Origin of the sequence: Pseudomonas allokribbensis, assembly GCF_014863605.1 — a bacterium.
GTDB classification, from domain to species: domain Bacteria; phylum Pseudomonadota; class Gammaproteobacteria; order Pseudomonadales; family Pseudomonadaceae; genus Aquipseudomonas; species Aquipseudomonas allokribbensis.
On record NZ_CP062252.1, the window covers coordinates 5,087,477 to 5,100,881 of the forward strand.

The following is a 13,405-nucleotide window of genomic DNA, read 5'->3' on the forward strand; positions in this document are numbered from 1 at the left end:
GCTGATGGTTCCCACGCTCGGCGTGGGAATGATCATTGACCGGATTGTTCGAGCGCGACTCCTGCACCGACGAGACCCGAGTACGGCGCCGTCACCAGCCACACCGGAATCCCCTTGAAGTAATCGCTCATGCAGCCCTTGTCGGCGAAGCTGCGGGCAAAACCGCTTTCGAGGAAGAAATCGGCAAACCGCGGAATCACGCCGCCAACGATGTACACCCCGCCTCGGCCGCCGGTGGTCAGCACGTTGTTGCCGGCCACGCGACCGAGCCAGCAGCAGAACTGCTCCAGCACTTCCAGGGCAATCGGGTCGCCCGCAAGACCGGCGGCGGTGATCGCTTCCGGCGTATCGAGTTTGGGTTCATGGCCATCCACCGCGCAGATCGCCCGGTACACCCGAGGCAAACCGCCGCCGCTCAACGCGGTTTCCGCACTGACGTGGCCGATTTCGTTGTGGATGTGCTGCCACAGTTGCGTTTCACGCGGGCTGCTCAGCGGCAGATCGACGTGGCCGCCCTCCCCCGGCAATGCGGCAAACCGGCCTTCGCCCAGATCGAGCAACGTGCCGACGCCCAGACCAGTGCCCGGACCAATCACAACCGCCGGACGCAACGGTTCCGGCGTGCCTTCGCAGACCACGCGGAATTCGCCGGGCTGCAATCGGGTCATGCCCAACGCCATCGCCGAGAAATCATTGATCAGCAACAACTGCTCGACCTGCAACGCCTGGCAGAACGCCTTGCGGCTCAGGCGCCAGTGGTTGTTGGTGAACTTGAATTCATCGCCGCTCACAGGACCTGCCACCGACAGGCACACCGAACCGATGGCGCCCGGCGCCAGGCCGAGCCCGCTCAGGTAGAGGCTGATCGCCTCTTCCGGGCTGGCATGGTCAGCCGTGGCCAGCACCTGCACCGATTCGAGCTGCTGATCTTTCCACAACGCGAACCGCGCGTTGGTGCCTCCGATGTCACCGACCAAAGCCAGTTTCAATTAAGCGTCTCCAGGGCAGAAGTGAAGGCGCTGGCGCCCTGCTCTGCCGAGCTGAAGGCCAAACGCATGAAGCCAAACAGTTCGCGGCCGCTGCCGATGTTGTTGCCCAACAGGCCTTTGGCGGGTTCGCGCGCTGCAAATTCGGCGGCGTCCACCTTGAGTTCCAGGGTGCCTTTGACGCCATCGACGCGGATGATATCGCCCTCTTGCACGCGAGCCAAAGCGCCGCCGACATAAGCTTCGGGGCTGACGTGGATCGCCGCCGGGATTTTCCCCGACGCGCCGGACATGCGTCCGTCCGTCACCAGCGCAACCTTGAAGCCGCGATCCTGCAGCACGCCGAGGAACGGCGTCATCTTGTGCAGTTCCGGCATGCCGTTGGAACGCGGGCCCTGGAAGCGCATCACCGCGACAAAGTCCTTCTCCAGCAAACCGGCCTTGAAGGCGTCGGCCAGATCCTGTTGATCCTGGAACACCATGGCCGGCGCTTCGACGATCTGGTTTTCCAGCGCCACGGCGGACACCTTCATCACGCCACGACCGAGGTTGCCTTCCATCACGCGCAGGCCGCCCTCTGCCGAGAACGCACGGGCCACCGGGCGCAGGATGTTTTCGTCGAGGCTGTCGGTCGGGCCTTCGCGCCACACCAGTTTGCCGTTATCGAGGAACGGCTCCTTGGTGTACTGGCTCAAGCCGTGGCCGAGCACGGTGTTGACGTCTTCGTGCAGCAGGCCGGCTTCGAGCAGCTCGCGGATCAGGAACGACATGCCGCCCGCGGCCTGGAAGTGGTTGATGTCAGCCTTGCCGTTCGGATAGACGTGGCTCAGGGTCGGCACGACTTCGGAGAGGTCGGCCATGTCCTGCCAGGTCAGTTGAATGCCTGCCGCCATGGCAATGGCCGGCATGTGCAGGGTGTGGTTGGTCGAACCGCCGGTGGCGTGCAGCGCGACGATCGAGTTGACCAACGCCTTCTCGTCGACGATTTCGCCGATCGGCATGAAGTTGCCGTTCTGTTTGGTCAGGCGCGTGACCTGATGCGCGGCTTCGCGGGTCAGGGCATCACGCAGCGGCGTGTTCGGGTTGACGAAGGACGCGCCCGGCAAGTGCAGGCCCATGACTTCCATCAGCAACTGGTTGGTGTTGGCGGTGCCGTAGAACGTGCAGGTGCCCGGGCTGTGGTAGGACTTCATTTCCGATTCCAGCAGCTCTTCGCGGGTCGCCTTGCCTTCGGCGTACTTCTGCCGCACGTCGGCTTTTTCCTTGTTGGAAATCCCCGAAACCATCGGCCCGCCCGGTACGAAGATCGTCGGCAGGTGACCGAAACGCAGGGAGCCCATCATCAGGCCCGGCACGATCTTGTCGCAGATGCCGAGCATCAGTGCGCCGTCGAACATGTTGTGGGACAGCGCCACCGCCGTCGACATCGCGATCACTTCGCGGCTCGGCAGACTCAGTTCCATGCCCGGCTCGCCCTGGGTCACGCCGTCGCACATGGCAGGCGTGCCGCCAGCGAACTGGCCGACCGAGCCGATTTCGCGCAGGGCGTTCTTGATCTGTTCCGGGAAGACTTCATACGGCTGGTGCGCCGAGAGCATGTCGTTATACGACGAAACAATGGCGATGTTCGCCGAGTTCATCATCCGCAGGCTGTGCTTGTCTTCGCTGCCGCATCCGGCCACGCCGTGGGCGAAGTTGGCGCATTGCAGCTTGCCGCGCATCGGCCCGTCAGTGGCAGCGCCGCGAATCAGCGCAAGGTAAGCCTGACGCGTGGCGCGGCTGCGGGCGATAAGCCGTTCGGTGACCTCAAGAACGCGGGGATGCATGTGTAGAACTCCAGGCTAACGGATGTGGCGACCTGATTGTCTATGCTGATCAAAAGCCCGTTCGCGTGGGATGACGAGCGGTTTTCTTGATCATTCGGACCAGTTGATTCAGGTCACTCGTTGTAGATAAAACAAAATATTGCCACTAAAAAGGCTTGTTTTCTATTTTTATGCGAATAATCTTGTAATTCCAACAACAAAACGACGGCGGCGCTGTTCAATGACTCTTCGAATCGCAATCAATGGTTTTGGCCGCATCGGCCGTAATGTCCTGCGCGCACTGTATACCCAAGGCTATCGTCAGGATTTGCAGATCGTCGCCATCAACGATCTGGGCGACAGCGCGATGAATGCGCACTTGCTCAAATACGATACCGTTCACGGCACGTTCGATGCTGAAGTTGCGCATGACAACGAGAGTCTGACCGTCAACGGTGACCGCATTTCGGTCAGCGCCATCCGCAACCCTGCCGAACTGCCGTGGGCTGCGGAAAAGATTGATGTGGTATTCGAATGCACCGGTCTGTTCACCGACCGTGCCAAAGCCGCCGCGCATATTACTGCCGGTGCGCGCAAAGTCATCATCTCGGCCCCGGCCAAAGGCGCCGATGCCACCGTTGTTTATGGTGTGAACCACGATATTTTGCGTCAGTCGCACCAAATCATTTCCAACGCGTCGTGCACCACCAACTGCCTGGCCCCGGTGGCCCAGGTGCTGCACCGCGAACTGGGCATCGAAAGCGGTCTGATGACCACGATTCACGCCTACACCAACGACCAGAACCTGACCGACGTCTATCACACCGATCCGTACCGCGCCCGCTCCGCCACCCAGAACATGATCCCGAGCAAGACCGGTGCTGCCGAAGCCGTGGGCCTGGTGTTGCCGGAACTGGCAGGCAAGCTGACCGGCATGGCCGTGCGCGTGCCGGTGATCAATGTGTCGCTGGTTGACCTGACCGTGCAGCTGAAGCGCGAAGCCTCGGCCGATGAAGTGAACGCGCTGATGAAAGCCGCGAGCCAGCATTCGAAAATCCTCGGCTACAACACCCTGCCGCTGGTATCGAGCGACTTCAACCACAACCCGCTGTCGTCGATCTTCGACGCCAACCACACCAAATCCAGCGGCAAACTGCTGAAAGTGCTGGCCTGGTACGACAACGAGTGGGGCTTCTCCAACCGCATGCTCGATAACTGCCTGGCGCTGTGCAACGCGGAATAAAACCGCTGCCGCCGTTTTGAGAGCGAGCAATAGCTTTACCAACCTTTGACAAATCAACACTTGACCACTCGGGCGGATGATAAGCATTATCATTCGCTCGAAATGGATCAGGTCCTCCCGTGAGTCAGTCGCAGTTCAATCACGTTTTCCTCGCCCAGCGCACTTCACTGCTGCGAACGCTGGAACGAATGGTCAACAACCACAGCACCGCCGAAGACCTGTTGCAGGAAACCTACCTGCGCGTCACCCGGGCGCTGAGCGAACGGGCCATCGACCACCTTGAACCCTTTGTCTTCCAGACCGCGCGCAATCTGGCGCTGGACCATTTGCGTGCGCGCAAGATTCACTCGCGCACCATGGTCGACGACGTGCCGCAGGACGTGGTGCACAGCGTCGCCGCCCCCGCCAGCAGCGCCGAAGACGCCGCCCACGCCGAACAATTGCTGGAGCGCCTGAACGTGAGCCTCGGTGAACTCAGCCCCCGTCAGCAGCAAATCTTCATCCTCAGCCGCTTGCACGGGCACAGCTATCAGGAGATCGCCGAAGAACTCAGCGTGTCCCTCAGCACGGTGCAGAAAGAACTCAAACTGATCATGACCATTTGCATCGGTGTCGCCGAGCGCTTGAATGGCGACTGATGCTGTAGGTTTTTTCTCTAAGTGCCAGGATCGACTGCACTGATCATCGGGCTTTGTTACCCTTGCCCGACTTTTACGCTTCACTAAAAAAACAGCCGTGCACAGACACTGCCGAGGAAACACCGTGACGGACACCCACCGCCCTCCTTCGCCCGACACGGCGCAGGACGCCGCCAACGCAATGGACCAGGCTCTGGACTGGCTCATCGTGCTCGGCAGCCCGGACGAGGAGCAGACCCGGCAATTTCATGCCTGGCTGGCGGCCGATCCGCTGAACGCCCAGGCATTCGCCAAGGCCCAGGCAATCTGGGACGGCCCGCAAATCGCCCAGTGCGCGCAGAACCTCGCGGCCAAACCGAAGAAAGTCACCGTCCTCACACGTCTGCGTCCGCACTGGAAACCGCTGGCCACCGCCGCCGTGCTGATGCTCGGCCTGTTCAGTTTCAGCAACCTGCCGATGCGTTTGCAGGCCGATCACCTGACCGTGGTCGGCGAGCGGCAACGGCTGCAGCTTGAGGACGGCTCGAAAGTCCTGCTAAACACCAATTCCGCCTTCTCCAGCACGATCAACGATCGGCAGCGGGTGGCGCGCCTGTATCAGGGCGAAGCGTTTTTCGAGGTCCCGGCCAACCGTGGTCAGCCGCTGGAAATCGACGCCGGGCCGGTGAAGGCCAGCGTGCGCGACACCGCGTTCGCCGTGCGTTATCTGGACGGCGTGGCACAGGTGCGGGTGCAGCGCGGCGATGTCGATCTGCGCGCGACCCGTGACGATGCCCGGGTGCGGCTGTCCGCCGGGGAAAGCATCCGCATCGGCCCGAATGGTTTCGACCGCCCGGCCAAGGTCGATGCCGCCACCGATCTGGCGTGGGTGCAGGGTCGGCTGATCTTCGAGAACTGCCCGCTGAACCAGGTGCTGGCCGAACTGCGCCGCTACTACCCGGGCTTCATTATCAACACCAACGAACAGTTGGCCGACGTCGCCGTCACCGGCAATTACCGTCTCGACCAACCGCTGGACGTAGTGCGTTCGCTCGCTCACATCACCTCGGCCAAGCTTCAGGAATTCCCGGCGCTGGTGATTTTGAACTAAATGAGAATTATTTTTACTCGATAGCCGAAGCTCGTTCGTCTCGTTATAGCCAATGCAATTGATTCGCATCTCGCGATACCAATCAGCACCTATAAAGATTCGTGCGACACGGAGCGCTATCGATGTCCTCACGCCTTACCCGCCAGACTTCTTCCCCTTCCCGCGTGCTGTCGCTGCTGACCGCTGCCATCCTGATGGCCGGCACCGCGCCGTTGATGGCAGCCACCGAGCAACCGGCACGCAACATGGGCGATTACTCGTTCGCCATCGGCCAGCAATCGCTGGTGTCGGCGCTCAATGCCTTCACCGCCGTCACGGGCTGGCAGGTCGGCTTGCCGGCGGAACTGGGTCAAGGCGTGTCGTCGCCGGGCGTGCGCGGTTCGCTGCCACCGGAAAAAGCCCTGGAGCGCCTGTTGGTGGGGACCAACCTGAGCTTCCGCAAACTGAGCAACAACAACGTCGTGCTGGAAAAGCGCAACAACAGCGGCGCACTCAACCTCGATCAGGTGACTATCAGCGCCACCCGTCAGGAACAGTCGGTGAGCAGCGTGCCAGCCACCGTCACCGTGCAGACCCGTCAGGACCTGGACCGCAACAACGTCAACACCATCAAGGATCTGGTGCGTTACGAGCCGGGCGTGTCTGTCGGCGGCGCCGGCCAGCGCGGCGGCATCAGCGGCTACAACATTCGCGGCATCGACGGTGACCGCATCCTGACTCAGGTCGATGGTGTCGAAGTACCCGACGGTTTCTTCAACGGCCCGTACGCCAAGACCCAGCGCAACTACGTCGACCCGGAAATCGTCAAACGCGTCGAAATCCTCCGTGGTCCGGCCTCGGTGCTCTACGGCAGCAACGCCATCGGCGGCGCCGTCAGCTACTACACCCTCGACCCGGACGACATCATCAAGCCCGGCAAAGACGTCGGCGCCCGCCTGAAAACCGGCTACAGCTCCGCCGACGACAGCTGGCTGAAATCCGCCACCGTCGCCGGTCGCGCCGACCAGTTCGACGGCTTGCTGCACTACAGTCAGCGCGACGGTCATGAAACCGATTCCTACGGCAGCAACAACGGCACCGGTCTTGAGCGCACTGCCGCCAACCCGGAGGACGTGAAAGCCACCAACGTACTGGCCAAGATCGGCTGGAACTACAGCGAAGGTTCACGCCTGGGCCTGACCTACGAAAAGTACAAGGATGATCGCGACACCGATCAGAAAAGTGCCTACGGCGGCCCGTTCTTCAATGGTGCTCCGACGATCCCCAACAGCATGCTGCCCGGCGGCATGTACCAGTGGCGTACCGGCAACGACACCGTCACCCGCGAGCGTTTCGGCCTGGAGCACAGCTTCGCCCTCGACAGCCTGCTGGCCGATAACGTGAAGTGGAGCCTCAACCACCAGGTCGCCAAGACCGACCAGAGCACCGAAGAGTTCTACTACCCGATGACCCGTAAAGTGCTGCGTACCCGCGACACGATCTACGAGGAAAAACAATGGGTGTTCGATGCGCAACTGGACAAGGCATTCGCCATCGGTGACACCGATCACGTGCTGACCTACGGCACCACGATCAAACAGCAGAAAGTCACCGGTTCGCGCAGCGGCGACGGCAAGTGCCTGGCAGTCGGTCGCGGCTGCACCGCCATCGGCGCCACCAGTGCGGCCGACGTGCTGAAGAAGTCCAGCGACTTCCCGGACCCGACCATCAACACCTACAGCCTGTTCGCCCAGGATCAGATCAGCTGGAACAACTGGACCTTCCTGCCAGGCCTGCGCTACGACTACACCCAGCTCAAGCCGCACATCACCCAGGAATTCCTCAACACCGTGGCTGCCGACGGCAAAGGCACGGTCAGCGACGAGAACAAGACCTGGCATAAAGTCTCGCCGAAATTCGGCCTGACCTACGCCCTGACCGAAAACTACACCTGGTACGGTCAGTACGCCGAAGGCTTCCGCACCCCGACCGCAAAAGCGCTGTACGGCCGCTTCGAGAACAGCACCACCGGCTACAACGTGGCACCGAACCCGAACCTGGAACCGGAAAAAAGCAAAAGCTATGAAACCGGTCTGCGCGGCAACTTCGATCAAGGCTCGTTCGACGTGGCGGTGTTCTATAACAAGTACCGCGACTTCATCAACGAAGACGCCGTCACCCCGGGCTACAGCGAGCTGACCTTCCAGTCCAGCAACATCAAGCACGCCACCATCAAGGGTGCCGAAGTCAAAGGTCGCCTGAACCTGGATTCCTTCGGCGCGCCGCAAGGCCTGTACACCCAGGGTTCGATCTCCTACGCCTACGGACGCAACAACGACAACGGCGAGCCGTTGAACAGCGTCAATCCGCTGACCGGCGTATTCGGTCTGGGTTATGACCAGGACAACTACGGCGGCCTGCTGAGCTGGACCGTGGTGAAGAAAAAGGATCGCGTCGACGACAGCAACTTCAAGTCGCCGGACGGTGTCAGCAGCCAGTTCAAGTCGCCGGGCTTCGGCATTCTCGATCTGGCCGGTTATTACAAGGTCACCGACGACGTCACCGTCAGCGGCGGCATCTACAACCTGACCGACAAGAAGTACTGGTTGTGGGATGACGTGCGCGGTTACGACAGCGTCGGCGAAGCTTCGGTGACACAACCGGCCAACCTTGATCGCCTGACCCAGCCGGGTCGCAACTTCGCGATCAACCTGGTCTGGGATATCTGATCCGGCTGATCTCACGGCGCTTGTGCATTGCCGCGCCGTGAGGTTTTTTTACTGTCCGGCGCTTGCCCGTACGTCTCGTTATCAAGCGCCTCTTCTTTTCAAGGACATCTCATGAGCACCCCGGAAAAAGCCCTGCGTTCGCAACGCCTGAACCAGATCACCCACGAGCCGCACAGCAAGCTCGATGCACTGGTCAAGGCGCACGCGCCGTTCGAGACTCGCGCCAATTTCGCCCGTTTCGTGGTTGCGCAGTACCTGTTCCAGTCGGAACTGGTCTCGCTGTACAACGATGCCGAACTGACCGCCATCGTCCCTGACCTGCCGGCCCGCTGCCGCGCCGAAGCGGCCAAGGCCGACCTCGCCGATCTCGACACCGAAGTGCCTGCCCCGGTGGCCGGCGCGGTGAAGAACCCGAGCAAGGCCCGCGCCCTGGGCTGGATCTTCGTGTCCGAAGGTTCCAAGCTCGGCGCCGCGTTCCTGATCAAACGCGCGGTTGCGCTGGAGCTGAGCGAAACCTTCGGCGCCCGTCATCTTGGCGAACCTGAAGGCGGTCGCGCCGAAGGCTGGAAGAGCTTCGTGCGCACCCTCGACGCGCTGCAATTCAGTGCCGAAGAAGAAGCCGAAGTCGAGCAAGGCGCGATCGACGCGTTCAACCGCTTCACCGTGCTGCTGGAACAGGCTTACGCCACAGAAGCCGAACCGGCCTGATCCCGCGCCCGACACAAAACCCTGGGGGAGCTGGCCAACCAGCTTCCACATGGGAATGGCGCCAGCCTGTAGAATTCCCGTTTCGCCTCACACACCTCGAGCCCATGCCCCAACCCGCCTCCTCCCGACTCGCCCGCCTGCTGTTCGGCCTGCTCGCCTATGTCAGCCTCGGCATCGGCCTGATCGCCATCGTCGTGCCCGGCCTGCCGACCACCGAGTTCATTCTGCTTGCCGCCTGGGCTGCCACCCGCAGTTCGCCGCGCCTGAGCGCCTGGCTGGAAAACCATCGGCTGTTCGGGCCGATCCTGAGCAACTGGCGCAACGGCAAGATCATCGCCCGCAAGGCCAAGGTCAGCGCCACCGTCAGCATGCTGCTGTGCGCGACCCTGATGCTGGTGATGCTCGATCACGGCTGGCCGGTGTATCTGGCGATTGCCGGCATGACCATGGGCAATCTGTGGATCTGGTCTCGACCGGAAGCGTTGCCGAAGATTTCCTGATTTTTCCCTTCTTTTCAGGGCATTTGCCCGCGCAAACGTTTAGCCGTGACCGTTCGTCGGCTTGCACCTCATGCACCCTCGCCCCGCGCCGATGAGCATTGAATGGCGCTGAATGGATTTGGCGAACCGGGCAACTCCGTGCCCCGTAGCCAACCGTTCATTCATTCGCGAGAACATCCCATGTTCGACTCTCTGTCCATTCGCCTGAAAATCGTCCTGCTGTCCGGCCTGTGCCTGCTCGGCGTGGTTGCGCTGATCGTCGGCATCAACCTCTACCAGACCAACCAGAACGACGAACTGGTCAGCGAGTCGAGCAGCAAGATGCTCACCGCCAGCGTGCAGAACCTGTTGCAAGCCAAGGCTGCCGAACAGGCCGTGCAAGTGCAGAAGACCTTCGGCGAAAGCCTGCTGGTGATCACCGCACTGGCCGACCAGATCAAGGACATGCGCGTCATGGCCGCCAAGCGTTCGCTGGACGCCGGGGCGTTGCGCGAAGAGTTGAACCTGAGCCTGAAAACCGCGTTCGAGCGCAACAGCAAGGTGCTCGGCATCTGGCTGGCCTTCGAACCCAACGGCCTGGACGGCAAGGACAGCGAGTTCGTCAACGACGCGGCGCGCCAGTCCAACGAAGCCGGGCGCTTCGCCACCTACTGGAGCCGCGCTGCCGGTTCTGCGCTGAACACGATCATGGTCGAAGAAGACATGACCAAGACCACCCTCAGCGTCAGCGGTACACCCTACAACAGTTGGTACACCTGCCCTCGCGACAATAAGCGCACCTGCCTGCTCGACCCGTACGCCGACACCGTGGGCGGCAAGGAAATGCTCATGACCACCATTTCCGTGCCGTTGCTGGTGGACGGCAAGGCCATTGGCGTGGTCGGCATCGACATCGCCCTCGACGCCCTGCAAGCAGCGGCCGTGGGTTCCCAGCGCGAACTGTTCAACGGTGCCGGGCACATGCTGATCGTCTCCGGCAGCGGCGTGCTCGGCGCCTACAGCACCGACGCGACCAAGGTCGGCAAAGGCATCGCCGAAACCCTTGGCGCCGAAGGCAAGGACATCCTGCAACTGCTGAGCGCCGGTACACCGAAGATTCTCGAACAGGGCGACCTGATCCGCGCCGTGTACCCGGTCGATCCGATCGGCAATTCCCGGGCCTGGGGCGTAGTCATCGACCTGCCGAAACAAGTGCTCCTGGCCGACTCGGTCAAGCTGCAAGCGGTGCTCGACGACGCTCAGCAAACCGGCATGATTACCGCGCTGTCGGTGGCCGTGATCGCAGGTCTGATCGGCCTGCTGCTGATCTGGCTCACCGCCTCCGGTGTGACCCGTCCGATCAACAGCGTCGCCGAAATGCTGAAGAACATCGCCAGCGGCGAAGGCGACCTGACCCAGCGTCTGAACTACACCAAGAAAGATGAACTGGGCGAACTGGTGAACTGGTTCAACCGTTTCCTCGACAAGCTGCAACCGACCATCGCCCAGATCAAACAGAGCATCACCGAAGCCCGTGGCACCGCCGATCAATCGTCGGAAATCGCCCGCCAGACCAGCGAAGGCATGCAGGTGCAGTTCCGCGAAATCGATCAGGTGGCCACCGCCTCCAACGAAATGAGCGCCACCGCCCACGACGTGGCCAACAGCGCCTCGAATGCTGCCAACGCTGCGAAAGGCGCCGATCAGTCGGCCAAGGACGGGATGTCGATCATCGAACGCAGCACCCGCGACATCAATCAACTGGCCGATGAAGTCAGCAAAGCGGTGACCGAAGTCGAGGAACTGGCGGTCAACAGCGAGCAGATCGGTTCGGTGCTGGAAGTGATCCGCAGCATCGCCGAACAGACCAACCTGCTGGCGCTGAACGCCGCAATCGAAGCGGCCCGTGCCGGTGAAAGCGGCCGTGGTTTCGCAGTGGTCGCCGACGAAGTGCGTAACCTGGCCAAGCGCACTCAGGATTCGGTGGAAGAAATCCGCGTGGTGATCGAACGCATCCAGACCGGCACCCGTGGCGTGGTCGCGACCATGCATTCGAGCCAGACCCAGGCTCACAACAATGCCGGGCAGATCCGTCAGGCCGTGGACGCTCTCGGCAAGATCAGCGATGCGGTGACCGTGATCAGCGACATGAACCTGCAAATCGCCAGCGCCGCCGAACAGCAAAGCGCCGTGGCCGAAGAGGTCAACCGCAACGTCTCGGCGATCCGCACCGTCACCGAAACCCTGACCGAACAGGCCACCGAATCGGCGGCGATCAGCAGCCAGCTGAATGCCCTGGCCAGTCAGCAGATGAAATTGATGGATCAGTTCCGCGTCTGACCTCCCACCGATCGTCATCTGATCTATGATCAGGCCCTCTCCCGGAGGGCCTTCGATGACTGATCTGCTCACGTCCATTCAAGCCGCGCTCGGCTTGTCCCGCACGCCGATTCCGCTCACCGCCGAAGGCGCCCTGCCTTCGGCGTTTGCCGTCACCGACCTTGCCTGCGCGAGCATTGCCGCTGCCGGACAGGCAGTCGCCGAACTGCTTCAGCAGCAAACCGGCGACTTGCCTGGTGTTGAAGTCGACCGCCGTCTCGCCTCGTTCTGGTTCGCTACGTCGCTGCGACCGATCGGCTGGGAAGTGCCGCCGCTGTGGGATCCGGTCGCCGGCGACTACGCAACGAAGGACGGCTGGATCCGCCTGCACACCAACGCCCCGCATCACCGCGCCGCCGCCGAAAGCGTGCTCGGTGCCTGTGTCGACCGCGCGGCGATGGCGGCGAAAGTCGCGCAATGGGCCAGTGCCGATCTGGAGCAAGCGGTGGTCGATGCCAAGGGCTGCGCCGCCGAAATGCGCAGTTGGGCGCAGTGGCAGAAGCATCCGCAAGGGCTGGCGGTGAATGCCGAGCCCTTGGTGCATTTCAGTGATGGAGAGGAAGGTCATCAACCCTGGAAAGGCTCGGTGGCGCAGCCATTGGCCGGGTTCAAGGTGCTCGATCTGACTCGCGTACTGGCCGGCCCGATCGCCAGTCGCTTTCTCGCGGGGCTCGGCGCCAATGTCCTGCGCATCGACCCGCCGACCTGGAACGAGCCCGGCGTAGTGCCGGAAGTGACCCTCGGCAAACGCTGTGCGCGGCTGGATCTGCATGAGCCGGCAGATCGCGCGGTGTTTGAAAGCCTGCTCAAGGATGCTGACATTTTGCTGCACGGCTATCGCGCCGATGCGCTTGAGCATCTCGGTTTTGGCGCCGAACGTCGCCGGCAACTGGCGCCGGGGCTGATCGACGTCTGCCTCAATGCCTACGGCTGGAGCGGCCCGTGGCAGAACCGCCGGGGCTTCGACAGTCTGGTGCAGATGAGCAGCGGCATCGCCGAAGCCGGACAGCGCTGGAAGCAGGCTGACAAACCGACCCCGCTGCCGGTGCAGGCACTGGATCATGCGACGGGGTATCTGATGGCGGCGAGTGCGATCCGGTTACTGGCTGAAAGGCTGCGCAGTGATCGAGGTGGATCGGCGCGATTGTCGCTGGCGCGGACGGCGAAGTTGTTGATTGAACATGGGCCGGGGACGGACGAAGCGCTGCGTCCGGAAGATGAGCAGGATCAGAGCTTGCGGGTGGAACAGACGCCTTGGGGCCCCGCGCATCGGCTTCAAGCCCCACTGAAGATCAGCGGGACGCCGTTGCACTGGGCATTGCCGGCCACTGAGCTGGGTTCACATCAACCGCGATGGTTTTGAATGTGT

At 62.1% G+C, this 13,405-nt stretch carries 10 protein-coding genes and 1 pseudogene; 9 read left to right on the forward strand and 2 right to left on the reverse strand.

Translation table 11 applies throughout. From position 1 onward, the window contains the following. Positions 1-32: 32 nt before the first annotated feature. Both IF199_RS23310 and edd read right to left on the reverse strand, forming a co-directional pair. On the reverse strand, positions 33-989 hold the full coding sequence (locus IF199_RS23310) for a glucokinase (protein WP_096818256.1): 957 nt from the start codon (positions 987-989) through the stop codon (positions 33-35). Further along, a complete protein-coding gene (gene edd / locus IF199_RS23315) occupies positions 986-2,812 on the reverse strand; it encodes a phosphogluconate dehydratase (RefSeq protein ID WP_085606582.1) in 1,827 nt (608 codons plus the stop codon). The genes IF199_RS23310 and edd overlap by 4 nt, the downstream gene beginning before the upstream one ends. Positions 2,813-3,032: 220 nt before the next feature. On the opposite strand from edd, the gene gap reads away from it, so the two are divergent. The 9 genes and pseudogenes from gap (at position 3,033) to IF199_RS23355 (ending at position 13,399) form a co-directional block, all read left to right on the forward strand. Beyond that, positions 3,033-4,034, forward strand: a complete 1,002-nt coding sequence (gap, locus tag IF199_RS23320; RefSeq protein ID WP_096818258.1) for a type I glyceraldehyde-3-phosphate dehydrogenase — start codon at positions 3,033-3,035, stop codon at positions 4,032-4,034. Between the two features lie 119 nt (positions 4,035-4,153). Then, positions 4,154-4,672 (forward strand): RNA polymerase sigma factor, encoded by a 519-nt coding sequence (locus IF199_RS23325; protein ID WP_085709647.1) that lies wholly within the window; start codon positions 4,154-4,156, stop codon positions 4,670-4,672. A 124-nt stretch (positions 4,673-4,796) separates the two neighbouring features. Then, positions 4,797-5,762, forward strand: coding sequence for a FecR family protein (locus tag IF199_RS23330; RefSeq protein ID WP_192558822.1), 966 nt, complete (start codon positions 4,797-4,799; stop codon positions 5,760-5,762). A 122-nt stretch (positions 5,763-5,884) separates the two neighbouring features. Continuing rightward, complete coding sequence (locus IF199_RS23335; RefSeq protein ID WP_192558823.1) at positions 5,885-8,470, forward strand: TonB-dependent receptor; 2,586 nt, start codon at positions 5,885-5,887, stop codon at positions 8,468-8,470. Positions 8,471-8,581: 111 nt separating this feature from the next. Continuing rightward, positions 8,582-9,178 carry a biliverdin-producing heme oxygenase gene (locus IF199_RS23340; protein ID WP_192558824.1) on the forward strand — a complete coding sequence of 199 codons (597 nt, stop codon included), beginning with the start codon at positions 8,582-8,584 and terminating at the stop codon, positions 9,176-9,178. Between the two features lie 104 nt (positions 9,179-9,282). Next, positions 9,283-9,678, forward strand: a complete 396-nt coding sequence (locus IF199_RS23345) for a YbaN family protein (RefSeq protein ID WP_096818265.1) — start codon at positions 9,283-9,285, stop codon at positions 9,676-9,678. A gap of 453 nt (positions 9,679-10,131) precedes the next feature. Beyond that, positions 10,132-11,139: pseudogene (locus IF199_RS30670) on the forward strand (methyl-accepting chemotaxis protein); the annotation flags it as partial. A 102-nt stretch (positions 11,140-11,241) separates the two neighbouring features. Continuing rightward, entirely contained in the window at positions 11,242-11,997 is a 756-nt protein-coding gene (locus tag IF199_RS30675) for a methyl-accepting chemotaxis protein (protein WP_371320921.1), read from the forward strand. Between the two features lie 55 nt (positions 11,998-12,052). After that, positions 12,053-13,399: a CoA transferase gene (locus IF199_RS23355; RefSeq protein ID WP_192558826.1), complete on the forward strand. Its 1,347-nt coding sequence runs from the start codon at positions 12,053-12,055 to the stop codon at positions 13,397-13,399. The last annotated feature ends 6 nt before the right edge of the window (positions 13,400-13,405 follow it).